General features: G+C 40.8%; 24 protein-coding genes and 1 riboswitch. Of the genes, 19 read left to right on the top strand and 5 right to left on the bottom strand.

Annotated features, from left to right (window positions below; translation table 11 throughout):
- Positions 1-16: 16 nt before the first annotated feature.
- Positions 17-982 carry a ribose-phosphate diphosphokinase gene (locus QMG11_RS17225; protein WP_281837572.1) on the bottom strand — a complete coding sequence of 322 codons (966 nt, stop codon included), beginning with the start codon at positions 980-982 and terminating at the stop codon, positions 17-19.
- 386 nt (positions 983-1,368) lie between these two features.
- On the opposite strand from QMG11_RS17225, the gene lipA reads away from it, so the two are divergent.
- The 12 genes from lipA (at position 1,369) to QMG11_RS17165 (ending at position 13,953) form a co-directional block, all read left to right on the top strand.
- Positions 1,369-2,253 (top strand): lipoyl synthase, encoded by an 885-nt coding sequence (gene lipA / locus QMG11_RS17220; protein ID WP_281837562.1) that lies wholly within the window; start codon positions 1,369-1,371, stop codon positions 2,251-2,253.
- A gap of 29 nt (positions 2,254-2,282) precedes the next feature.
- Positions 2,283-3,383: a glycine cleavage system aminomethyltransferase GcvT gene (gcvT, locus tag QMG11_RS17215; RefSeq protein ID WP_281837561.1), complete on the top strand. Its 1,101-nt coding sequence runs from the start codon at positions 2,283-2,285 to the stop codon at positions 3,381-3,383.
- A gap of 18 nt (positions 3,384-3,401) precedes the next feature.
- Positions 3,402-3,785 (top strand): glycine cleavage system protein GcvH, encoded by a 384-nt coding sequence (gene gcvH / locus QMG11_RS17210; protein ID WP_281837560.1) that lies wholly within the window; start codon positions 3,402-3,404, stop codon positions 3,783-3,785.
- 2 nt (positions 3,786-3,787) lie between these two features.
- Positions 3,788-5,125, top strand: coding sequence for an aminomethyl-transferring glycine dehydrogenase subunit GcvPA (gene gcvPA / locus QMG11_RS17205; RefSeq protein WP_281837559.1), 1,338 nt, complete (start codon positions 3,788-3,790; stop codon positions 5,123-5,125).
- Positions 5,126-6,568: an aminomethyl-transferring glycine dehydrogenase subunit GcvPB gene (gene gcvPB / locus QMG11_RS17200; RefSeq protein ID WP_281837558.1), complete on the top strand. Its 1,443-nt coding sequence runs from the start codon at positions 5,126-5,128 to the stop codon at positions 6,566-6,568.
- Positions 6,569-6,721: 153 nt separating this feature from the next.
- Positions 6,722-6,889: a hypothetical protein gene (locus tag QMG11_RS17195; RefSeq protein WP_281837557.1), complete on the top strand. Its 168-nt coding sequence runs from the start codon at positions 6,722-6,724 to the stop codon at positions 6,887-6,889.
- 12 nt (positions 6,890-6,901) lie between these two features.
- Positions 6,902-8,137 (top strand): serine hydroxymethyltransferase, encoded by a 1,236-nt coding sequence (gene glyA, locus QMG11_RS17190; protein ID WP_281837556.1) that lies wholly within the window; start codon positions 6,902-6,904, stop codon positions 8,135-8,137.
- Entirely contained in the window at positions 8,134-8,778 is a 645-nt protein-coding gene (gene lipB, locus QMG11_RS17185; protein WP_281837555.1) for a lipoyl(octanoyl) transferase LipB, read from the top strand. The genes glyA and lipB overlap by 4 nt, the downstream gene beginning before the upstream one ends.
- Positions 8,779-8,956: 178 nt before the next feature.
- Positions 8,957-10,153, top strand: coding sequence for an oxygen-binding di-iron domain-containing protein (locus tag QMG11_RS17180; protein ID WP_281837554.1), 1,197 nt, complete (start codon positions 8,957-8,959; stop codon positions 10,151-10,153).
- 410 nt (positions 10,154-10,563) lie between these two features.
- Positions 10,564-11,577: a Fe(3+) ABC transporter substrate-binding protein gene (locus QMG11_RS17175; RefSeq protein WP_281837553.1), complete on the top strand. Its 1,014-nt coding sequence runs from the start codon at positions 10,564-10,566 to the stop codon at positions 11,575-11,577.
- 3 nt (positions 11,578-11,580) lie between these two features.
- On the top strand, positions 11,581-13,230 hold the full coding sequence (locus tag QMG11_RS17170) for an ABC transporter permease (protein WP_281837552.1): 1,650 nt from the start codon (positions 11,581-11,583) through the stop codon (positions 13,228-13,230).
- Between the two features lie 3 nt (positions 13,231-13,233).
- A complete protein-coding gene (locus QMG11_RS17165; RefSeq protein ID WP_281837551.1) occupies positions 13,234-13,953 on the top strand; it encodes an ABC transporter ATP-binding protein in 720 nt (239 codons plus the stop codon).
- 60 nt (positions 13,954-14,013) lie between these two features.
- Here QMG11_RS17165 and QMG11_RS17160 read toward each other — a convergent pair whose 3' ends face one another.
- Complete coding sequence (locus tag QMG11_RS17160) at positions 14,014-14,247, bottom strand: SHOCT domain-containing protein (protein ID WP_281837550.1); 234 nt, start codon at positions 14,245-14,247, stop codon at positions 14,014-14,016.
- A 234-nt stretch (positions 14,248-14,481) separates the two neighbouring features.
- Here QMG11_RS17160 and QMG11_RS17155 point away from each other — a divergent pair, with 234 nt between their 5' ends.
- Positions 14,482-14,886: a Spy/CpxP family protein refolding chaperone gene (locus QMG11_RS17155; protein ID WP_281837549.1), complete on the top strand. Its 405-nt coding sequence runs from the start codon at positions 14,482-14,484 to the stop codon at positions 14,884-14,886.
- A gap of 42 nt (positions 14,887-14,928) precedes the next feature.
- Here the strand turns inward: QMG11_RS17155 and QMG11_RS17150 are convergent, their stop codons facing one another.
- Positions 14,929-15,687, bottom strand: a complete 759-nt coding sequence (locus QMG11_RS17150) for a sterol desaturase family protein (protein ID WP_281837548.1) — start codon at positions 15,685-15,687, stop codon at positions 14,929-14,931.
- A gap of 332 nt (positions 15,688-16,019) precedes the next feature.
- On the opposite strand from QMG11_RS17150, the gene QMG11_RS17145 reads away from it, so the two are divergent.
- The 6 genes from QMG11_RS17145 to QMG11_RS17120 all read left to right on the top strand — a co-directional run bounded on the left by QMG11_RS17145 (position 16,020) and on the right by QMG11_RS17120 (position 22,893).
- Positions 16,020-17,537 (top strand): BCCT family transporter, encoded by a 1,518-nt coding sequence (locus QMG11_RS17145; protein WP_281837547.1) that lies wholly within the window; start codon positions 16,020-16,022, stop codon positions 17,535-17,537.
- Between the two features lie 2 nt (positions 17,538-17,539).
- Positions 17,540-17,758: a hypothetical protein gene (locus QMG11_RS17140; protein ID WP_281837546.1), complete on the top strand. Its 219-nt coding sequence runs from the start codon at positions 17,540-17,542 to the stop codon at positions 17,756-17,758.
- Positions 17,759-17,783: 25 nt separating this feature from the next.
- Entirely contained in the window at positions 17,784-19,481 is a 1,698-nt protein-coding gene (locus QMG11_RS17135) for a choline/carnitine O-acyltransferase (protein ID WP_281837545.1), read from the top strand.
- A gap of 810 nt (positions 19,482-20,291) precedes the next feature.
- Complete coding sequence (locus QMG11_RS17130) at positions 20,292-21,026, top strand: hypothetical protein (protein ID WP_281837544.1); 735 nt, start codon at positions 20,292-20,294, stop codon at positions 21,024-21,026.
- Positions 21,019-21,687 (top strand): LytTR family transcriptional regulator DNA-binding domain-containing protein, encoded by a 669-nt coding sequence (locus QMG11_RS17125; protein WP_281837543.1) that lies wholly within the window; start codon positions 21,019-21,021, stop codon positions 21,685-21,687. The genes QMG11_RS17130 and QMG11_RS17125 overlap by 8 nt, the downstream gene beginning before the upstream one ends.
- A 9-nt stretch (positions 21,688-21,696) precedes the next feature.
- Complete coding sequence (locus QMG11_RS17120) at positions 21,697-22,893, top strand: MFS transporter (RefSeq protein WP_281837542.1); 1,197 nt, start codon at positions 21,697-21,699, stop codon at positions 22,891-22,893.
- A gap of 87 nt (positions 22,894-22,980) precedes the next feature.
- Here QMG11_RS17120 and QMG11_RS17115 read toward each other — a convergent pair whose 3' ends face one another.
- Together QMG11_RS17115 and QMG11_RS17110 are read right to left on the bottom strand one after the other, a co-directional pair.
- Complete coding sequence (locus QMG11_RS17115) at positions 22,981-23,436, bottom strand: precorrin-2 dehydrogenase/sirohydrochlorin ferrochelatase family protein (RefSeq protein ID WP_281837541.1); 456 nt, start codon at positions 23,434-23,436, stop codon at positions 22,981-22,983.
- A gap of 273 nt (positions 23,437-23,709) precedes the next feature.
- A complete protein-coding gene (locus QMG11_RS17110) occupies positions 23,710-23,919 on the bottom strand; it encodes a hypothetical protein (RefSeq protein ID WP_281837540.1) in 210 nt (69 codons plus the stop codon).
- A gap of 366 nt (positions 23,920-24,285) precedes the next feature.
- Positions 24,286-24,383: riboswitch (glycine riboswitch) on the top strand.
- Positions 24,384-24,775: the final 392 nt, after the last annotated feature.

The following is a 24,775-nucleotide window of genomic DNA, read 5'->3' as shown; positions in this document are numbered from 1 at the left end:
CCAGAAGGGCTTCCTTTTATTTTTCCAGCAGACTCATGAGAGACTGGTTATTTATAATTCTCTTAAGGGTTTCAGCAAATAGTGTATCTGCTGATAGGATCTCGATCTTTTCAGGTCTCTTCTCCTCAGTTAGGTAGATAGAGTCTGTGATAAATACCCTCTTTAGAGGAGAATCCTCTATTCTTTTAGTGGCATCCCCGCTGAAGACTCCGTGGGTACATGCAGCATATACCTCGGTAGCTCCCTTTTCCATAACTGCTTCAGCTCCCCTGACGACAGTATCCCCAGTATCTATTATTCCGTCTATAAGGATAACCCTTTTACCTTTAACATCACCAATAAGATCAAGGGTTTCAGGTTGGTCATCCTCCTGTCTCCTGTCTATTATAGCCATCTTACAGTCCAGCCATTCAGCCAGCTTTCTGGCCTTCTTAACTCCGCTTGGATTTGGAGCTACAACGACCATCTCCTCTCCAGAGAGGTTATGGTCGATAAAGCTGTTGGCAATAAGAGGAAGCCCCTCTAGGTGGTCCACCGGGATATCGAAAAATCCCTGTATCTGATTGGCATGGAGATCCATTGTAACTATTCTTGTAGCCCCTGCAGTGGCCAGAAGGTTAGCTGCTAACTTGGAGGTAATAGGCTCCCTTGGACTGGCCTTTCTGTCCTGCCTTGCATACCCGTAGTAGGGGATGATAACGTTGATAGTTTTTGCAGATGCCCTCTTTAGTGCATCTATAAAGATAAGAAGTCCCATAAGATTTTGGTTTACTGGAGGAGAGGTAGACTGGACTACAAAGACATCAGCCCCCCTGATAGTCTCATCGATCTTAGTGTAGTATTCACCATCCTGAAATTTGAGAATCTTTGACTTACCTAAAGGCAGATTTAACTTCTTTGCTACCTTATCGGCTAAACGACATCCTGAAGTACCTGAAAATATCTTGATATTTTTATCCACTTTCTTTTCTCCCCTTCTCATGAAATATAATACAATTACCATTTTATAACACTTAAATAAATTTTAAGTTAAAACTCTCTTAAAAGGCAAGACAGATATAAAATTTATATGAAAGGAACTGAAATACCATATAAAAGTGATGGAAGGATTTTCATCTTTTATATGAGATGGATTTATGGAATGAGTATCTATAAATTTTGGTATGGATGTGTGAAATAAAAGTACTTTATAATTTTTTTCTAATAAATAGTACAGATGTACACTAAATTAACTAAAGGGATTAAAGGGATAGAGAAAAATATAAATAAATCACAAAGAATTTAAAGTGAAAAAGATAATGATTATTTACAAAAAAACTTATAGGGGGGTATACATAATTAAAAATTCAGATAGCTTTGGAGGGAAGAATGAAAAGTTTAGAGGCGAGGAAGGATGAGGTCCTCAGAAAGCCCCAGTGGCTGAGGATAAAAATTCCCAACAATGGAGGGAATAGGAGGGTTGAGAAGCTCATGGATGACCTGAGTCTCAACACTGTATGCAGGGAGGCCAACTGTCCCAACAGGGCAGAGTGCTACTCCAAGGGAACAGCCACCTTTATGATCCTTGGAAGAAACTGTACAAGGGGATGCAGATTCTGTAATGTAAGGAGCGCAGAACCCCAGTGTGTAGATGAGAGGGAACCAGCAAGGGTTGCCAGGGCTGTAAAGGAGATGGGACTTCGTTATGTGGTGGTAACTTCTGTAACAAGGGATGATCTTCCAGACGGGGGAGCCTCTCAGTTCAGAAGAACAATAGAGGAGATAAAAAAGATAAACAGGGATGTGGCAGTGGAGGTCCTCATACCCGACTTTCAGGGATCTCTGAATTCTTTAGTGGATGTTTTGGAACCGCTACCAGAAATTCTGAACCACAATATCGAAACTGTACCTAGGCTCTATGAAGAGGTGAGGCCAGAGGCAGACTATGAGAGAAGCCTGGAGCTCATAAGAAGGGCTAAGGAGATAGATGGAAGGGTTAAGACCAAGTCGGGGATTATGCTGGGTCTTGGAGAGACCAGGGAGGAAGTTGTAGAGGTATTTAGGGATCTCAGGAGGAATGGGTGTGATTTTCTTACCCTGGGACAGTATCTGGCTCCCTCCAAGGAACACCTTCCAGTAAGGGAGTATGTGACACCGGAGGATTTTAACTGGTATAGGGAGAAGGCTCTGGAGCTTGGCTTTGAGGGGGTTGCGTCTGATCCCCTGGTGAGGAGCTCATATAAGGCCTGGGAACTATATGAGGGCGGAAGATAGAAGATATTAATATAGATAAGGAGGAAGGAATGGAACTGAAGAAGACTTCTTTAAATGAGGCACACAAAAAGTGCGGGGGAAAGATGGTTGATTTCTTTAGCTGGGAGCTTCCAGTGGAGTATTCGGGGCTTACCACTGAGCACATCTCTGTAAGGGAGAGTGCCGGTCTCTTTGATGTGTCTCACATGGGTGAGGTTATGGTTACCGGGAAGGATGCCCTGAAGGTGGTGGATTACCTTGTAACAAATGATGCAAAAGTCCTGGAGGAAAATCAGGTGATGTACACCTTTATGTGCAATGAGAGGGGAGGAGTGGTAGATGACCTTCTGGTGTACAAGTATACAGATGAGAGGGTTCTCCTTGTGATAAACGCCGCCAATATAGATAAGGATCTCAGATGGATAGAGAAGAAATCGGAAGGCTTCCATGTGGAGATAGAGGATATCTCTTCGAGAATCTCCCAGATAGCAATTCAGGGACCTAAGGCTCAGGATATTCTGCAGAAGCTTACAGAAACCTCTCTGGATGAGATAGGGTTCTTCAGATTCAAAGAGGGTGTAGTGGTAGCCGGTGAGAGGTGCCTGGTGTCCAGAACGGGATATACCGGTGAGGACGGGTTTGAGATATATACGGAAAATGCTTCAGCTGAAAAGATCTGGGAGAGTATCCTGGAAACAGGGGGAGATGAGATCCTTCCTGCGGGACTTGGTGCCCGGGATACCCTTAGATTTGAGGCGGGGCTTCCCCTCTATGGAAATGAGCTGGGAGACGATATAACCCCCCTTGAAGCAGGATTTGGATTCTTTGTAAAGCTGGATAAGGGAGAGTTTATCGGAAGGGAAGTTTTGGCTGAGCAGAAGGCCTCTGGAGTAAAGAGAAGGATAGCGGGATTCAAGTTAAATGGCAAGGGGATAGGAAGAAGCGGATACAAGGTTCTGGCCGGGGATAAAGAGATAGGTCATATCACCACAGGATACCAGATTCCAGGAAGAAGCCAGTGTATAGGACTGGCCCTTATCGATAAGGAGCACTCCAAGCTGGGGGCGGAGATAGATGTCCAGGTGAGGAAGAGGGTAGTCAAGGGAGAGATAATAAGTAAAAAATTCTTAGATAAAAATTATAAAAAATAGAAAATAGGAGGAATAGAGATGGCAGTAGTAGAGGGACTATATTATTCAAAGGAACATGAGTGGATTAAGGTAGAGGGAGATGCAGCTTATATCGGGATTACCGACTATGCCCAGCAGTCTCTGGGGGAGGTTGTTTATGTAGAGTTTCCAGAGGAGGGAGATGAGTTTGGAGCGGGAGAGGCCTTTGGAGTAATAGAATCTGTTAAGGCAGCAGCGGACTCCTATATGCCTGTTTCTGGGAAAATAATCGGGATAAATGATGAGCTTTTAGAGGATGAACCCCAGGCCCTCAATGAAAAGCCCTATGAGGCATGGATCCTCAAGGTAGAGCTGAGCAATCAAGGCGAGTTAGAGGGACTGCTAAGTGCTGAGGACTATGCAAAGCACTGCGAGGAGGAGTAGGTATGAGATATATTCCGTCAACTGATGAGGACAGGAGGGAGCTCCTGGAGGAGATAGGAGTAGACCGTGTAGATGCACTCTTTGAAGATATACCTGCAGAGATAAGGGAGAGGTCTAAGCTGGAAAAGTGGGAAGCCATGAGTGAGATAGAGATCCACAGGAGGATGGGTGAGCTGGGAGGAAAAAATAAATCCCTTTCAGATCTTGTATGTTTCAGGGGAGCAGGGGCCTATGACCACTATATTCCCTCAGCTGTAAAGGAGATAGTGGGAAGATCGGAGTTTTATACCTCCTACACCCCCTACCAGCCAGAGATAAGCCAGGGAACCCTTCAGGCGATATTTGAGTTCCAGACTATGATTGCAGATCTGGCAGGGATGGAGGCCAGCAATGCTTCCATGTATGACGGGGCAACCTCCACAGCAGAGGCAGCAATTATGGCTGTGACAGACACCAAGAGAAGGAAGATCCTGGTGTCCAGGGGAACTGGTCCAGAGGTTAGAAGTGTCATGGAAACATATTCCAGGTTCAGGGATATTGAGCTTGTGGAGGTAGCAATGGATGAGGGAACGTTATCCATAGAAGACCTCAGGAGCAAGGTAGACAAGGAGACAGCAGGGGTAGTGGTGCAGAGTCCAAACTTCTTCGGGATAATAGAGGACCTCAGTGGGATAAAGGGTGCCATAGAGGACAAGAAGGTGAAGTTTATTGTAAACACAGACCTTCTTTCCATGGGAGTACTAAAAAGCCCGGGGAGCCAGGGGGCAGATATTGTTGTGGGAGATGCCCAGTCCCTTGGAAACGGCATACTCTTCGGTGGACCCTACCTGGGATTTATGGCTGTAAATAAGAAGCTCATAAGAAAGATGCCAGGAAGGATAGTGGGGGAAAGCATAGATACTGAGGGAAGGGTGAGCTATGTACTGACCCTTCAGGCCAGGGAGCAGCATATCAGGAGGTATAAGGCCACTTCCAATATATGTTCAAACCACGGTCTCAACGCTCTGGCAGCTACTGTACACATGAGCCTTCTGGGTAAAAAGGGACTGGAGGAGGTAGCCAACCAGTGTCTTCAGAAAGCCCACTATACTATGAAAAAGCTTACAGAGGGAGGAAGGTACAGGCTAAAGTATGACAAACCATTCTTCAAGGAGTTTCTGGTGGAATCTCAGGGGAATCCCGGGGATATAAACAGACAGCTAGAGGAGAGAGGAATCCTTGGGGGATATCCAGTGGGAAGGGATTATGATGAGCTTTCCAAGGGAATCCTTCTGTGTGTCACTGAAAAGAGGTCCAGGGATGAGATAGATAAGCTGGTAGAGTGCATGGAGGAGATGTAGATGAAGGAATATAATAAGCTGATATTTGACCTCTCCAAGGAGGGAAGGGTGGGATACAGCCTTCCGGAACTGGATGTAGATAGAGCAGAGGGACTGATCCCTGAAGAGTATCTCAAGGAAGAGGAGGTTAAACTTCCAGAGGTAAGTGAAAATGAGGTGGTAAGACACTATACAAAGCTTTCCAATAAAAACTATGGGCTGGATGCAGGCTTCTATCCTTTGGGATCATGTACCATGAAGTACAACCCCAAGATAAATGAGAGGGTGGCAGAGAACCTGCAGATGACCTCCCTTCACCCCTACCAGGAGGAGCATATGGTCCAGGGGTCTCTGGAGATGATGTATGAACTCGGTGAGAAGCTGGCAGAGGTATCGGGAATGGACTATGTCTCCCTTCAGCCTGCAGCAGGAGCCCACGGGGAACTTACAGGTCTTATGATGATCAAGGCATACCATGAAAAGAGGGGAGACCACAAAAGAAAGAATATAATTGTGGCAGATTCAGCTCACGGTACCAATCCTTCAAGTGCCCAGGTTGTGGGATTTGATATAGTGGAGATAAAATCCACTCCAGAGGGAGATGTGGACCTGGAGGAGTTGAAGAAACACCTGGATGAAAATCTTGCTGGGTTCATGCTTACAAACCCAAGTACCCTGGGGATCTTTGAACCAAATATCTCGGTAATAGCAGACCTAGTCCATGAGGCGGGAGGTCTTCTCTACTATGACGGAGCTAATATGAATGCTATCATGGGGAAGGCAAAACCTGGAGAGATGGGGTTTGATGTGATGCACTACAACCTTCATAAGACCTTTTCAACCCCCCACGGAGGAGGAGGGCCGGGAAGCGGACCTGTGGGTATAAAGGCTAAGCTCATGGACTTTGTACCTGTACCAGTGGTGGGAAAGAAGGGAGACAACTATACCCTGGATTACAACAGACCGAATACCATAGGAAAGGTAAGATCCTTCTACGGAAACTACGGAGTTCTTCTGAGAGCCTATACCTACCTGAAAACCCTGGGAAGCGAAGGGCTGGAGAGAGCAAGTGAAACAGCGGTACTCAATGCAAACTATATGATGGCAAGGCTTAGGGAGCACTACCCGGTGGCAGTGGACAGGTTGTGTAAGCACGAGTTTGTTCTGGGGCAGCCTGCCCATGAGAAGGTGACGACTCTGGATATAGCAAAGAGGCTGCTGGACCACGGGTATCACCCCCCTACAATCTACTTTCCGCTGATAGTGGACGGGGCTATGATGATAGAGCCTACAGAAACAGAGAGTAAGGAGACAATGGATGCCTTTGTGGATGCCATGATAGATATAAAAAATGAGATGGAGAGCAGTCCTGAGACAGTGGTTGCAGCACCGCATACTACCATAATAAGAAGGGTGGATGAGGCAAAGGCTGCCAGAGATGTGAAGATAAGGTACCACAGATAGAAGGAGGAGAGTATGAGTTTTTTAGCTGGGAGAGAGGTAGATGAGGCTGTAAATAGAAGTATCATAGAGTCCCTGGAAGCCAGAGACGCCAAGATGTGTGACACCTGAGACAGGGAGAAAGCACTGGGGATAGCCTATGCCCTGAAGGTGCAGTTGTCTCAGGCTGAGGCAAAGGAAGTGGGGAGTTATATAAGCAGCATAAATGGCAGGGAGATACTCATAGATAAAAAGGTAAGAGTGGAGATAGTCAAGGGGGATGTAAAGGAGAGAAACGATAAGGCCACTATGATAATGAGATACAGACATATTGAAGGTTTTTAGGAGGGTGCGGGGATGAGAGAACTTTTAAGTGCAGATCCAGAGGTATTTGAGCAGATAGAACTGGAGGAGAGAAGACAGGAGGAGGGAATAGAGCTTATTGCTTCTGAAAACTTTGTATCCAAGGCAGTGATGCAGGCAGCAGGCTGTGTGATGACAAATAAGTATGCAGAGGGTTATCCCGATAAGAGATACTACGGGGGATGTGAGTATGTAGACGTGGTTGAGAAGCTGGCCATAGACAGACTGAAATCCATCTATGGAGCAGAGTATGCCAATGTACAGCCCCACTCGGGATCCCAGGCCAATATGGCAGTATATATGTCCCTTCTTTCCCCGGGAGACAAGGTGATGGGGATGGCTCTGGACCAGGGGGGGCACCTTACCCACGGTCACAGGGTAAACTTCTCAGGGGGACTCTATGAGTTTTCTAGCTATGGTCTGGGAGAGGATGAGAGGATAGATTATGATATGCTCAGAGAGGCGGTCCACAGGGAGAAGCCCAAGATGATAGTAGCGGGAGCAAGTGCCTATCCGAGGGAGATCTCCTTCAAAAGGTTCAGGGAGATAGCAGATGAGGTTGGAGCATATCTTATGGTGGATATGGCCCATATAGCAGGACTTGTTGCTGCTGGTATCCATGAAAATCCAGTGGATCATGCCCACGTGGTGACATCTACAACCCATAAGACCCTCAGAGGGCCCAGGGGCGGGATAATCCTCACCAACAGCGAGGAAATAATGAAGGCTGTAAATAAAACTGTTTTCCCGGGAATCCAGGGAGGGCCACTCATGCATGTAATTGCAGCTAAGGCAGTGTCCTTTAAGGAGGCCATGGGGGAGGAGTTCAAATCATATCAGAAACAGGTGGTGGCCAATGCCAAAGCCCTGGGAGAAGCTCTCAGTGAAAGAGGGTTTAAGCTGGTTTCCGGAGGAACGGACAACCACCTTCTCCTGATAGACCTTCAGAATAAGGGAATAACTGGCAGGGAGGCGGAAAGAATCCTTATGGAAGCTGGTGTTACCGTAAATAAAAATGCAGTTCCCAACGATCCAGAGAGCCCCTTTGTAACAAGCGGTATAAGGATAGGTACACCGGCAGTAACCACCAGAGGAATGAATGAAGCCGATATGGCAGTTTTGGGAGGGATAATAGCCGATATTATCGAGGGAAGAGACGGAAAACCCTATGAGAAACAGGTAGTGGAGATGGCCAGAAGAAATCCCCTGTACAGGGAAGAAAATCTATGAAAAAGGTAGAGGTTGTAGATACTGGAAGGGTGTCCTATATGACCTCCTATAATATGCAGTTGGAGTATCATGAGGAGCTGAGGGAAAACCCTGAGCTCCCAGGAAGGATAATAATCACGGAACCCAATCCCACTATAACCAAGGGAATAAGGGGAGAGGAGAGCGAGATATTCATCCCTCCATCTGAAAGAGAGGCCAGAGGAATAGAGGTAGTAGATGTCCGGAGGGGAGGAAGGGTAACCTTCCACGGTCCAGGCCAGCTGGTTATCTATCCACTGCTTAACCTCAGCCACTTCAAGAAGAGTATCAAGTGGTATATCGAATCCCTTGAGAATGTAGTCATGGATACCCTTAAAGAGATAGGGGTAGAGGCCCACAAGAGGGATGGGATTGTAGGAATATTCAGTAAGAATGGAAAGATATGTGCCGTTGGTATAGAGGTAAAGAGGTGGAGAACCCTTCACGGGATTGCCATAAACCATGAGGTGGATCTGGACTACTTTAAAGGAATAAACCCCTGTGGAATAGGGGAGCTGGGAGTAAGCTCTATAAGAAACGAAGGAGTGACCATCTCCCGGGAGAGGATAGTGGAGGTATTTAAGGAAAAGTTTTCAAGGGTGTTCAATGTAGGATTAAATTAAACAGGACAGGGTCCCTCTGATTGGAGAGTAAAATCTTTCAATTGGAGGGGTCTTTAGTTTTGAGAGTAAAATTGAGGTACTGGTATCTCTTGGGAAGTTTAATTATAAAGGAAATGGTCTGAAGAGGGGTAAGGGTCAATAGTGGTAGCTTCAAAGTGACTGATTAAAGGGGGAACAGGTGAAAAAGTTTGTAGATATTAACAGTTCTGTAAAGTGGGTGGGTGTGGTAGATCAGGATATGAAGAAGTTTCATGGGGAGGAGCTGTCTATTCCCAGCGGAACAACCTATAACTCCTATCTTATAAGGGATGAAAAGACAGTTCTAGTGGATACTGTTATCCACGCCTTCAGTGAGGAGTGGCTTGAACATCTAAAGAGGGAGATAGACTTAAAGGAGATAGACTGTATTGTGATGAATCACAGCGAACCGGATCACAGCGGGGCTCTGGTACAGCTCATGAAGGAGATACCAGATACACCTATCTACTGTACAGAGATGGGGAGGGAGATAATAGAGGCCTACTATGGCGGGGACTATAAGTACAATATAGTAAAGACGGGAGATAAAATAGATATAGGTAGCAGGGAGCTCATCTTTGTGGAGATGAAGATGCTTCACTGGCCGGACAGTATGATGTCCTACCTCCCGGGAGATAATATACTCTTCAGCAATGATGCCTTTGGCCAGCACTATGGAGCAAATGGATTGTTTAATGACATGGTGGATCAGAGTGTGCTGGAGTATGAGTGCCTTAAATACTATGCCTGTATTCTCACTCCCTTCAGTAAGATTCTCAAGATGAAGCTGGAGGAGGTAGGAGGGCTGAATCTTGCTATAGATACTATCTGTCCCTCCCATGGAGTGATATGGAGGGATAACCCTATGCAGATTGTGGAAAAATACTCCAGGTGGTGTGATGACTATATGGAAGATAGAGTTGTAATAGCCTATGACACCATGTGGCACAGCACTAAAAAGATGGCAGAATCCATAGCTGACGGAATAAGAGAGGTCAGACCGGATCTGGAGTTACTGCTGTTCAACTCAGCTAAAAACAGTGAGAATGACATTATCACTGAGATGTTCAGATCTTCAGCCATATTATTTGGGTCTTCAACGATAAATAATGGAATACTGCCCTCTATGGCAGCCCTTCTTGAGGGAGTGAGGGGAGTAAACTTCCAGAAGAAGGTAGTAGCAGCCTTTGGAAGCTATGGATGGAATGGTAGATCCCTCCTCCTTTTAAATGAGGAGCTGGGGAAAACCAGGATGCAGGTAGTAAAGGAAGGGATCAAGGTCAAGTGGAATTTGGATGATGAAACAAGAGAGCAGTGTATGGACTTTGGAAGGGAGTTTGCCAAGGAGATTAAATAAGGTGTAGAAAGTTAGTTATACCAGGATATTGAAGAAGAAGTTATGAAAAGGTAAACTTAGAAATAAAAGAAATTAAAAAAGACCTATTTTCCTGCATATAACAGGATTCAGGTCTTTTTTGTTTTTTTATAATAATGTTTCTTATCACATAAAATTACAAGTTTATTTTTAAGAGGTTAAAGTTTCACAGAGGAATGAATTCCCATAGGCACAGAGTTTTAAAGAGGTAAAAGATAGTTCTAGGATAGATAAAAATAAATAAACACACAAATAGAAGGAAATAATTAAAAAACGACCACAATAAAATACTTTGTATATTAAAATGTTTTTGTTGACAACATAGAGCCTGATAGTTTATTATATTTTTACAATCAAACTAAATAAAAAAGAAACAATTTGGAGGAGAGAGAATGAGAAGGATAGCTTTAGTATTTATGCTTGCAATTATCTCAGCGGTGAGTTTTGCAAAAAAAGAGGTAGTGAATCTATATACTGAGAGACACTACGATGCAGATAAGGTACTTATTAAGAACTTTGAGAAGGAAACAGGGATCAAGGTTAATGTTGTAAAGGCAAAGGGAGACGAGTTAATTAAGAAGCTGGAGTTAGAGGGGAAGGATACAAATGCAGACCTATTTATCACAGCAGATGCAGGAAGACTTTTCAGAGCTAAGAAGGCTGGACTTCTACAGGCAGTGGAAACAGATAAGCTAGATGCCAATGTAAGAAAGGAACTAAAGGATGCGGACAACTTCTGGTATGGACTTACTTACAGAGCAAGAATCATAGCTTATGATCCAAAGAGAACAGATGTATCTGACCTTAAGAGAGTAGAGGACCTGGCTAAGCCTGAGTGGAAGGGGAAGGTAGTTGTAAGATCTTCATCTAACCTTTACAACCAGTCGCTACTGGCATCTATCATAGCTAACGACGGAAGCGAGAAAGCAACTGAGTGGGCTGAGGGTGTAGTTGAGAACATGGCAAGAACACCTAAGGGGAATGACAGAGGACAGGCTAAAGCTGTAGCAGCTGGTATCGGTGAGGTAGCAATCATGAACTCATACTATATGGGAAGAATGATGACATCTAAGGATCCTGCTGAGGTAGAGGTAGCTAAGGCTCTTAAGATTAAGTTCCTTAACCAGGAAGACAGAGGAAACCACATAAATGCAAGTGGAGCGGGAGTTACTAAGTACGCTAAAAACAAGGAAAATGCAATTAAGTTCCTTGAGTATATGACAAGTGCTGAGGGACAGAAGGTATTTGCTGAGATGAACTTCGAGTACCCAGTAAATACTTCTGTAGAGCCTTCGGAAATTGTTAAGTCGTGGGGAGAGTTTAAGATCGATTCTCTAGACCTAAATGAATTAGGTGTAAATAATAAGGAAGCTGTTGAGATCTTCGACAGGGCAGGATGGAAATAAAAAATGAATAGTACTCTAAAAAATAGAGTAGTCAGGAGTCTAAGTGTACACTTAGACTCTTGGTCTACTCTTTCAGTTATATTAGTAATAGGTATACTTTCACCACTGATTCTTGTTACTAGAGGGATATTCCTTCCGGTAAATGAAACGTTTTCCCATCTGATGGATACGGTACTTACAGAGTATGTAATTAACACCTTTATAATTTGTATTGGGGTAGGGATATTTACCTCGGTTATCGGAGTAGGTACAGCCTGGTTTGTTTCAGTCTATGAGTTCCCCCTAAGAAGGTTCTACTCATGGGGGCTGATCCTTCCCCTGGCTATTCCCACATATATAGCGGGATATATATATGGAGATATGTTTTCCTATACAGGGAGCATTATGTACCTTCTGAGGAAGTACCTTGGATATAATAAAAATATTGATATCATGAATATATGGGGAGTTATAGGGATATTTACATTTTTCTTCTATCCATATGTATTTATAGTGATGAAGTCCTTCTTTGCCAAGGAATCATCAACTATGATAGAGGCATCACAAAGTCTGGGGAAATCCATGGGAACCACATTCTTTAAGATAATTTTACCTCTATCGAGAGTTTCCCTTGTAGGGGGAGTAAGTCTTGTACTCATGGAGGTATTAAATGCTTATGGACTGGTGAGCCACTTTGGAGTGACGACATTCAGTACAGGGATATTCAGAACCTGGCTCTCCCTGGGAGACCTGGATGCTTCCATAAAGCTGTCATCGATTCTGGTAGTCATAGTATTTGCAATACTAAATCTGGAGAAGGCTTTCAGGGGAAGAAGGAGCTACAGTTTCTCATCTACCAAGGTAAAGCCTATAAAGAGAAGAACCTTATCCAGAGGTAAGGCACTGGCCATAAGCGGGGTCTGTACCCTGATATTTGCCATAGGTTTTGCCATTCCAGTGATACAGCTTCTTGCGTGGGCAAGGGTTACATACACATACTTTGACTATGAGGAGCTTTTAGAGGTCCTTGGGAACTCTCTAAGTGTAACTCTTCTGGCAAGTATTATAATTGTAGTGGTAGCTGTAATAATAGCAAATAGTGTGAGGCTGAATAAACTGTCTCTGTCCAAGTTCCTCTCCAAGGGAGCCAACCTGGGATATTCTATTCCCGGAGCTGTAATTGCTATTGGAGTAATGTCAATGTTTATAGGGGTAGACAGGAAGTTTCAGGGGTTCTACAGGTTAATGGGAATAGATAAAACTCTGGTGCTTTCATCGAGCTTTGTGATACTGGTATTTGCCTATATGGTAAGATTCCTTGCTGTACCCTATAACAGTATAGAATCTGGCTTTGATAAGGTGGGAGTAAAGTTCCATGAGGCCTCGAGAACATTTGGATTTGGAGTAACCAAGACCTTTATGAAGGTGGATTTTCCAATGATAAAGTCGTCTATAGGTGGAGCACTTATCCTTGTATTTATAGAGATAGTAAAGGAGCTTCCCCTTACTCTGATACTGAGACCCTTCAACTTTCAGACGCTTTCCACATTTATTCAGCAGTATGCCAACGATGAGATGATACAGGAGAGCTCTATTCCGTCGCTGCTCCTTGTGGGGATGTGTGCAGTGGCAGTCTATGCCTTTACCAATATGTCTAAGAAAAAGGAGAGTTAAGTAATGGGATATATTAAGATAAATAACTTAAACTTTAAATACAGCAACAGTAGGGAGGATGCCCTGAGGGATTTTAACCTTTCCATAAAGAAGGGGGAGATAGTAGCGGTAGTTGGAGAATCTGGAAGCGGAAAATCCACACTGCTAAGGATACTGTCTGGTTTTGAGGTTCCCTACAGGGGAGAGGTGGAGTTAGACAGGAGAACTCTTATCTCCGAGAATACCTTTGTGCCAGTGGAGAAGCGTGGAGTGGGAATGGTATTCCAGGACTACGCCCTCTTTCCCCACTTTACAGTGGAGGAAAATATAAGGTACGGGGTAGACAGGCTTTCCAAGAGGGAGCAGAGGGAAACTGTAAAAAACATGCTAAACCTTGTTGATTTAGGTGAGTATGAGAAGAGATATCCCCATGAGCTCAGCGGGGGACAGCAGCAGAGAGTGGGGCTTGCAAGGGCTCTGGCTCCTAAGCCTGGACTTCTACTTATGGATGAGCCCTTCTCCAACTTGGACACAAACCTTCGTCACAGGATAAGAGATGAGCTGAAGGAGATAATAAAATCAACCAATACCACAGCTCTCTTTGTAAGCCATGACAAGGAGGACGCGCTAATGGTGGCGGACAAGGTGGTAATCCTCAATAAGGGGGAGATAGCCCAGGTAGGGTCCCCAATAGAGGTAGTGGAGTCCCCAGCTAATGAGTATGTTTCAAACTTTTTCAAGTAGATAGAGGCAAAAAAAGGACCATCTGTATAGATGGTCCTTTTTTTACTTGATAGGAGAAGATCAAGGACGAAGTTCGCTTCTCATTCTCATGAACTCCTCTCTGGTTAGCTCTCCTCTGGCATATCGCTCTCTGAGAATATCCATGGGATCTCTTCTGTAGTCCTCAAAGTAGGAGTACCTTCTTCTGCTGCTAAAGAGATTAAATAGCAATATAACTGCTAAGATGGGAAGGATGAGGTGAAATATACCCATAAACCACCTAAAGATCCCTCCACTAAAATACATATGATGCATGTGTTACCTCCTTTATCTGACATAAGTCCCATTCTCTCAGCTAAGGTATGAAGGCCTTCAACTGAGAAAATGGGAATAGGCTTTCAAGGACCTATTTTAGCAGAGGTTTATGGCAAGAGTGTGAAATTTTCATGGAATAGCAGGAGATTTTAAACTTTTGTCACAAATTTGTCATATTGGGGAAGTATCTTAAATTATATGAGGTCAGGAATCAATGGTGAAGGAGGATGTATTATGAAGAAAATTTTAGCTGTAACAGCAGTGGTATTAATAGCAAGCGGAGCCTTTGCTCAGGGACATCCCTATCAGAATAAGGGTACCCCAGGATATGGAAGGGGAGGAGGAATGGGATACCACTATGAGAGTATGACATTTGAACAACAGGAAGAGTTTACCAAGCTTCACGATGAGTACAGGGTCAAGATGAGAAGATCTATGCTGGACATAAAAGAGGTAAACCTTAAGATAGAGAGGGAGATGATGAGGGATAAACCAAATAAAAATACCTTAAACAAGCTTATCGATGAAAGGGCAAGGGCTCAGGGAGAACATCAGAAGGAGATGCTGAAATACAGGCTTGAGATGAAGGAGAAGTTTGGAGTTGAGATGAGGGGATGCGGCTACGGTAACTGGAAGTAGAGGAGTAGAAGATATTAGTAAGGGAGCTCGTACTGAGCTCCCTTATCTTGTGAAGGGCTGGTGGATCATATAGAGGAGGGACTGATACTTCTCCTCTGTGTACCCAGGTATTCCATATCTTGGAGTGGATCTCTCACCCTGGGGAGTAAAGGACTTAAAGAGCCTGTCCCAGAGAAGAAGAAAGGAGGAGAAGTTTGAGTTGGCTTCCCTCCACTTTGTAGAGTGGTGGATCCTGTGGATATAGGGGGTCACAATAAACTTAGACAGTGTAATATCCAATGTCCTGTTTATCCTTATATTGCTGTGGTGAAAGTAGACATTTATATTGAAGATGATATCGTAGAGGATGATGGATTCCAGGGGCAAGCCTAAAATCAGGATAAAGGGTATCCTGAAGAGGTGACCAGCTAAAACCTCTATAAAATGAAACCTCAGGGCAGAGGAGACATCCAGAAGGGTATCTGTATGGTGCACAGTATGAAATCTCATCAAGAGGGGAACCCTGTGAAGGAGGCGGTGCCACCAGTAGTTAATGCAGTCTAAAGCGATGACTCCAAGGATAAGAGTTGTTCTGGAGTTGAGCTCCAGATAATATAAAACTCCTCTGATCTGAAGTTTTTCTATTAGAGAAAGGGTGATGATGAGAGCAAGGTAACGACTGAGAAGGAGGTTGATTACTCCCAGCCCCAGGTTGCTAAGGTCATGCTTTCTTTTAAAGGCTCCATCGTTCATCTGTGGAAGAAGTGTTTCAATTATATAGAACAATAGAAATACTCCTCCTAGAAGGATTAAATTAGTCATATTTTTCACCTGTCTTTAAAAATTAATATAGCGTCTTCTATTTAGAAATAACAAAGGTCATATTAAACTTAAAACTTATAAGCTTATACTGGAAGTAGTTAAGGGATCTTTTTAATTATTTCTTCGTAAAAGTTTAAATTATTTAGAGGTAGGTAATTGATTCACTTAAATAAGTGAAAGGTTACTTTGGTTAAACTTATTTCTAAATAGAAAACGCTACTAAAATAGTTGTATTTGTTCTTAAAAGTTGATGTTATGGTTTGAAAAGGTGTTTTTTTGAGATTTAAAGAGTAGAATTCGATTATTAAATAAATTTAAAGGAGAAGTTTAAGATGAAAAAAAATGAATCGAATCTATTGTTCTATGTTTCATTGGTAATTACTGCGGTATTTGCCATCTGGGGACTTGTAAATCCACAATCCCTAACTACTAACCTATGGAAGTGGGTGTATGATTTCCATGGAACCTTTAACTGGTTTACTATCTCACTGCCACTTGTATTCTTAGGGATACTACTATCTTTGGCATTTTCAAAGTATGGAAAAATCAAGCTAGGGTCAGAGGATACAAAACCTGAGTTTTCCACGTTCTCATGGATAGCTATGCTCTTTACAGCAGGAATAGGAGTAGGCCTTGTAAACTTTGGTGTAGCTGAACCTATGGTACACTACCTTCACTCACCAAAGGGGCTTGCTGGAGGCTACGATCAAATAGAAGCCGGGAAGAATGCCCTTTCTCTAGCTCTATACAACTGGGGGATTCCAGCTTGGACGATCTATGCTATCTCTGGTCTGGTAATAGGATACTTTGCTTACCACAGAAATGCCAGCTTCCTACCTGGATCTCCCATTGAAGAGGGATTCAGAGACAAGCCTTGGGGGAAGAAGCTTGGACTAATCACTAACATAATGGCATCAAGTGCAGCAGCTTTGACTGTATCAGCATCTATAGGACTTGGAGTATTCCAGGTGAAAAACGGATTGGAAGCTATCCTTGGAACAGAGTTTCCGGGATTAACGTCTTCTCTTATAATTCTAGCTGTATTATTTGTAGGGTATACTATTCCGGCTATCCTTCCCCTGGGAAGAGGGATGAAGTTCCTGGGAGATTTTAATATCGTTATTGCGATCTCTCTTCTGGCTTTTACATTTGTGTTTGGACCTACCAGATTTTTTATGGAGATGATCCTTTCTACTCTGGGGAAAACCATAATAGATCTTGTACCAATTGGAACAAATACCTTCCTCCTTCAAGAGAAGGGATGGTTTAATGACTGGCCTCTGACTACTCTTATCTGGTGGATATCATGGACTCCATTTACTGGTGTATTCATAGCTAGAATATCTAAGGGAAGAACTATAAAGGAGTTTGTATTAGCTTCTATCTCTATCCCAACATTATTCCTAGTTATATGGTTCAGTGTATTTGGCGGGTTTGGACTACTAAACGATATCGTAGGAGACCAGACTATATCTGGATATGTACTAAATAACCCCAATGATGTATACCTGTCATTTATAATGGTATTACAGGCACTGCCAATCTTCAAGATAACTGGAGCGATCTTTGTAGTGTTGATATTTGTCTTCCTTTCAACAAGTGCAACAAGTTCTGCTATTGCCCTTAGTATGATGACGAACAATGGTTCAGAGAATGCCCCTAAGATGAGAACAATTATCTGGTCTGTAATCATGGTGGTAATAGCTTCAGCCAATGTAGTAACTGGAACATTAAATGGAGTAAAGGCTGTAGCAGTATTTTTAGGGATACCATATCTCTTCTTCCTAATCTTACAGATCTCAGCATTCTTAAGAGAAATTAGAAGAGAGTTTTCAGGGAAGGAGGCATAAAGATGAAAGAGATTACCAGGTTAACATATGAAAAGGGACTTATGGAGATGTCTAGAGGAGAATCTATACTTCAGGCACTGGCGATTATAGCTATGATAGGGTTTATTATATGGAATATAAAGCTGATAATGGAGCCCCTGGCTGAAATAGAGGTCTCAGAGGATAAAGTGGAGAAGATAAAAGGCAAAAAAGAGCTGAAGGTTTCATCTGCAGAAATTTAGGAGATTTAGCTTAGGGAGGATAAAGATGATAACAGAAAAATTATTGGAGCTACCAGTTCCCCCACTAGAAGATACCCTTAAAAGGTATCTTCAGTGGAGCTCGGTCTACCTTGAAGATGATGATGTTCAGGAACTGGAGAAAGAAATTGAGAATTTTAAGAGGGGGGCAGGAGGTAAACTTCAAGGCCTTCTAAATGAGAGAAGAGAGAAAAAATCTTCAAGCAGCTGGCTTATAGACTGGTGGCTGGAATCCTACTTACTAGGAAGGGGACCAACACCTATTGAGTGTAATTTTGCTGTGCCGGTAAACTTCAAGAATAAAGGTGAAGATCATAGTGAGTTCCTGAACAAGTTTATATACTCCTTTGTAGGGGTTAAGGACGACTTTTTAGATGGAAAGTTTGACAGTGTAAGAAACTATTTTGGAAAGCCTCTTTGCAGGAAGCAGCTGGATATTTTAAAGGGAGCTTCGAGAGTTTCTAAATATGAAAGAGACGGTTATCATATAGGAGAAGATCCTGCCTTTGTTACAATTTTATTTAAAAATAACTTATACAGGATAGGAATTGAAGAGAATAAAAATAAAACCTACACCAAGGTAATAGAGGAAATTCTGGAGAAGAGCATTGAGAAAGCCTACTCTCTTTCCACTCTTAGTTTTGATAGGAGTGGTATTCGCGTAGTTGAAAAAGCTAAGATAAAGGAGGAGAATAGGGAATACTTTGAAACTCTTGAAAATTCTCTTATGAATATATCCATTGTAGACAAGGAGTTTGATCACGAGGAGGAGAAACTGGGGTACTACCTCTACTTAGAAGGGGAAAACTCATATATGTATAAACCCCTTAACTTCATCTATAACCTAAAGGATAAGGAGCTTTATAATAACTCTGAGCATACCTTTCAGGATGGACTTACAAATGTAGAAATCATAAGTGCGGTGAAGGACAACTATGACAGTTACAAAAATCCAGAGGAAGGTAAAACTCCGAAGTATGAGCTGGTTGAGGAATCTATATCGGAACAGGATGAAAGAATCCTAGAAAAGATAAAGGAGGAATATCTCCAAAGGACATCACAATATAGATTTACTTCATTGAATATACCACTTGAGGGGGTCAACCTTAAGGGGTTCAGTAAGGATGCTATAGTTCAGCTTCTTATACAGTATTCAGCCAAGAAAACTTTTAATGATTACAGGGGTACATATGAAGCTGTAGACATGAAGGAGTATTTAAGAGGAAGAACGGAGTGTGTAAGACCTGTATCCAAGGAAGCAATAAAGTTTGTGGAAGCCCTTATCGAGGGGGACAGGGAAGAGTTAATAACTGTGTACAGAGAGGCAGAGGGAGAGCATAAAAAAAGAATTAAAGACTGTAAAAGGGGCTGCGGAATAGACAGGCACCTCTTTGGAATGAAATCCCTCATAGGGGCGTTAGACTCTCCAAGTGACAGGGAGGCAGCTAAAAAGTTCTTTGACTCAAAGGCCTATAAAAAAGTGACGGAAAATTTTATCTCAACCACATCACTAGGACACTATGAACATATAGGAAGAGCAATCTTTACTCCTGTGGTAGAGGGAGGAATTGGAGTATCATATGAGCTAAGCTCAAAAGGAATTGGAATTGATATATCTTATTTTAACAAAAGTGAAGAAGAAGTTAGAAGATTTAAGGACAGCTTTCAAGAAGGGTTTAATTTCCTGAAAAAAATATTGTTTTAAATATAAGCTTTCTCATATAATAGAGTATGAGAAAGCTTATTTATAATCTATTATTTTAAAGCAGGAGGCTTTATGAAGCTAGAAGCGAGTTTAAACAAGTTTATTAATATTTTTAACAACAATATATCTCCTGAGATCGTATTAAATGAAGCAAATATTCAAATCTTTTATCAAAGATATATCTTTATCCTTACAACAATTAGTTTTGTGGTTTTTTCCTTTAGTTTCTTACTTTTTAGTAGAGATAAGATACTTAATAGAGTGGGGTATTGGCGGAGAAGCTTTTGGATCTTTGGAATATCTATGTTATCTGAGCTACTTTATATAACGATGCCCTTTATATCTCTGAAAATATTCTTCTCCTCCCTCTCAAATATTCTTTTTACCATGGGAGTAGGATACTTCTTCCTGTTTATGTATCAAAAAAAGGTGGATAAAACAGAAAATCTTAAAAAGGTTATTCTGCCTTTGGGGCTACTCTTGGGAGTGGTAATAAGTGCTCTACACATTGTCTTGGTATTTGATCCTACATTAAGCGCTAAATCTAAAGAAGTGATAGTCTTATTTATTAAATACTACTTTATAGGGATCCTAGTTCTGGGAAATATAGTGACACTGATACAGGCGGCAAGGAGTTTTTCCACAAAAAGTTTAGAGGATAAAGACTTCCACCTTTTTGTGTATACCCTTAACTTTATATTGACCTCTATAGTTATCTGGCAGGGCCTCTTCTTTTACAATAGTTTTTATATAATGGCAATAACCCTCTCATTTATACTGGGTATAGTTTTTCAAAAGGATTATTTTGTAATGGAGGGAGAGAGAAACTTCAGGCAATTTATAAATCTTACAGGTAAAAATATTATTATCTGTTTTGTGATCTCTCTTATATCAAGATTTATGGTTCATAATAGCTTCTCCATTGTGCTTATCTTTGGAATAATGATTTTGGAGGTGCTTTATTTCTGCATGAAATTTAAAGAATTTTCTACAGAATATAACTTCACCAGTATTCTATCTAAATTAAGAGTGGTGGATTCTCTTGAGTTTTTCAAGGGGATATTTCAGGATGAGGTTACAAAAATATTTGCTCTTTCCCATTGTACCCTTATTACTATTAAAAAAAGTGATACAGAGCTGAGAAGAAAAGTGGAAGCTCTAAACTATCATACTGAGAATATTAATTTTGACGGAGAAAGATATGATCTTGGTATTAGGATGAACTATCTAAAAAAGCCAATCGGTCTTGTACTAATAAATGATTCAAGAATTCTTTTCTACAAAAAAAAATCTCAGGATTTAAAACACTTCCTAGAAAAAATTTCACCATTTTTAGATCACCTACTATTTAAGGAGTTAAAAAGGGATAGTGTAAATCAGGAAAATAAGGCCTTGAGAATCGAGGTTAAAGAAAGGAAAAAAGAGATCTTTTATATAACCGAGTTTTTAAGGGTAATGTCAAATAAAGAGGATATTACTTCTATAAAAAAAATTATTAATAGAATTTTTTCAGATGTAATTAAAAGGGAAGATAATTATGAGTAATTATTTTATAGGAAATGACAACTTTTACTTTCTTTTAAATGAGGTGTCCAGCCTTTCAATAGAGAGTGTGGAACTTCCATGGGGAGCAGTGGAGATAGAGGAAGAAAGTATAGTTATAGTAGAGGCATTAGAGTTTATAGAGAAGCTTTTAGAGATAGAAGATAAACTTCTTGGAGTAATAATCTATACTGATGAGATAAAAACTATACACTTAAAACTTATAAAAAAGTTTAGTATAAGGGCAGTACTGAAGGAGAAGGAAGAATATGTCTATTGTGATAACCACATTGAAGGCTTGGAGAGTAGATTTTATTTTGGTGAGGAAAGTGTGGTGATAGTTTCAGATATTTCTGAAGAGGCAGTGGTGAAGTTGGGAGAGATAAGTTATTTTTCCTATGATAGAATCACAAAAAAATCCTTTGCAAAGCATGGTATAGAAAGTTTTTTTCTACGAAAAAATTTAGGGGAGCTTGAGGAACTTCTTCCAGAGAATCTATTTTTTAGGTTAGATAGGAGCTACATTATAAATATTAAGCAGGTTAAGGGAATAAATTTTAAGGAGGAGTTTCTCATCTTTAAAAGTGATGAAAAGGTCTACATAAACAGAGGGAAATTAAAGAGTCTGTCAAAGAAATTATCGAAAAAATATTCTATACTATGAGGTAGCATTATGAAAAAAAATCGTTGGATAATAATAATAGCATTAGGAATGGCCAGTGGACTAACCTTTCTGCTACCATTTTATTTTAAGTATTTATTTGTTGAGTTTCAGGATAAGTATCTGATCTCTTCAGATAACTTTGAACAGATCTATATAGCCTATGGTTTAGTTGCACTTGTATCATATATACCCAGTGGATTTTTAGCGGAGAGGTATTCACCTAAGAAATTGATACCACTTAGTTTGATTATATCTGGAGTGGCGGGCTTATTTACAACTTTTAATCTTACCTTTTTACAGCTCACAGCAGTGTTTATGGTATTTGCAGTATCAAATATTTTATTGTTTTGGGTATCTTCTATAAAATTTATTTTAAGTTTGGGAAATAAATTTGAAAGTGGAAGAATATTAGGTGTATTTGAAGGGGGAAAGGGGATATCTGGAGTCATTTTTACACTTCTCTACTTCTTTTTTATAGTTCCAGAAAGAGTAGGAATAAACTTCATAATCTTAGTTTATTCCATATTAAATATACTCATAGGGATATACCTAGGATGGTGGTTGATGAATATAGAGATAAAAAGAAGTACTCCTCTTAAAGTAAAGAAGATTATAAGGAGCAAAAAGGTCTGGGCCATAGGCGGACTAATCTTTTTAAACTATATTCTATATTCCAACATGGTCTATACAAATAATTACCTCTATGATCTGTATCGGTTTTCCAGGGTGGAAGTAGTTTTTTTTGCCTGTGTAAGGATTTATTTTTTTAAGATGATAGTCGGTCCTTTAAGTGGATACTTTGTGGACAAACTTGGCTCAGCACTGAAGCTGTTTATACTGACCTTCTTCATCTATATATTTACGTCAATAATCTACATCTCTACTCCAAGTAATTTAGAGTTAATATTGTTTATTATGCTGAATACCCTGGTAATAGCGATTCTATCAACTGTATTTAATACAATATTTTTCGCACTAATTCCTGAATTTGACCTTCCTATAAACAGTAAGATAATAGGAGTAGTTTCAGCTATAGGTTTTTTACCAGATCTGTTCTACCCTATAATAGGAAAAAACCTGATAAATACATATGGAAATATGGCATATAAGTACTTTTTTCTTTTAAATATAACAGCGGCTATTGTAGGTTTGGGAGTTTCCATCTATTCATATAGATATAGGGAAAAGGGGAGTGTAGTTGTCTAAAGAGGGGGAATAAGAAATCCAAAATAGAAAGTTAAATAAAGCTCAGTTTATGTGAGGGAGGATTAATCTTTAATCCTCCCTCATATTTTAAAACTTTATCCCCTTTAAAAACTCGGCGATCCTATTTCTTATAACAACAGACTTCTTTGGGTACCCCTTGGCAGATACGGCTACCTGGATATTCTCATCCTCATAGACAGCAGAAAACCTGAAGTTCATGCTGTTTTTAGAGGTGATGTTGTTTATAAGGATATTTCTCTCCTCGCAGAGCTTATAGATCCACTCATTGAAATCAGGATTATCGGTAGCTGCAACCACCAGAAAAACATTCTCAAGGTCCTTTTCGGTAAAATCTCCTATAACGACCTCTACTCCCTCTAGATTCTTTATCTCCTCTTTTTTAATCTCCCTGGTTATAACTTTAACCTTAGCTCCATAGTTTAGAAGCTTGGCTATCTTTTTGTGGGCTATATTACCAGCTCCCACCACCAGACATCTCTTATTCCTTAAAGCTATAAAACCAGGAAAAAAATTCTCATTCATGACTATCTCTCCTTATCTTGTATTTATGGGTATTATAGCATAGTTGGTTTAGGAATGAAATTTCAGGGAAGAGATTTAGTTGGAGGGATTTCTTTGAAATAAGAAGAAGAGTGGAGGAAGAGCTGAAAGATTTGAGAGGTTCAGTAGATAGGTCTCTACTATTGGATTCCTATATAATAAAAGCTATGGTAGAAAAGATAAATAGGAACTAAATGTAAACCCCGGTATAATTACCGTGGATTTTTGCTTTACATTAAAAACCTGAAAGGCGGATCATTTTCCTCTTATATTTACAACCTTTTTTATGAGGTAGATGAATAGAACAAGTAGTAGGTTTGGAATCCCTATAACAATTGTAGATACCAGAAAAAAGTTTATATGAGTACTGGAGGGGGCGTCCATGGAGAAGGCTCCTAGAGTTACCCCCACAGGAATTATAAATATGTTGAGTAGTATAAAGAGGATTGCAATAATTATCTTCATTTAAACTTCCTTTCAATGAACTTTTCATCAATTTCATTCACAGGTGATCTAGATATAGTCAATGTTGACTATATAATGGCAGGAGAAGATTGTCAATGAAATTAAAATTTCAGTGTAGAATGAGTTATAAGAATTATAGAAGAACTTAGATAAATCAAGAGTTTGATAGGGCTTTGGTGGAAATAACTTAAAGGATGAAAGAAAAGGGAAGTTTGAGTTGACCGAAAAGATTGTTGACAGGGATAAAAAGATTCATTATAATTTTCATTGAAAATAAAATCGGACGAAGGTATGGGGAGAGAGCTTACAAAGCCACCGAAGAAGTGAATCTTTCAGGTTTCTGCAGTGCAGATGAGGACCCTTACTGGACGAGCCTCTGGAGAGACCAACAATTGGCACCGAAGGAGCAAAACCAGTCTTTTAGGCTGGACAAAACTCTCAGGTAAAAGGACAGAGGAAGGTATAATTGTATAGAGAAACACGATCTACCTTCTTAATATTGTTAATGTTATTTTGAACTTCAGGGGTTATGCTGCCTAGTGCAGCTATAACCCTTTTTTATTTTTGCGGAATTAAAGAAAGTATTGGGAGGAGATGAGGTATGTAATGATAAAAGAAGGTCAACTTAAAATTATATGGGAAAGGTGAAGAGAAAACTCACCTTTTAAGTTAAAAAAGTATATAAAATAAATGGTTGGTTATTAAATGAGATGTACCACAGGTTATATACTTTATAGTATCATGATTAAATTTCGCTAAATAAGCGGGGAGGACACTAAAATGGATGCACTAAACTTTTTTCAATCGATAAACAACTTTGTATGGGGACCACCTCTATTAATACTATTGGTGGGAA

The sequence above is a fragment of the Propionigenium maris DSM 9537 genome, from assembly GCF_027925155.1.
GTDB classification, from domain to species: domain Bacteria; phylum Fusobacteriota; class Fusobacteriia; order Fusobacteriales; family Fusobacteriaceae; genus Propionigenium; species Propionigenium maris.
Note: the sequence above shows the minus strand (reverse complement) of the source record. Positions and strands in the feature narration are given on the sequence as shown.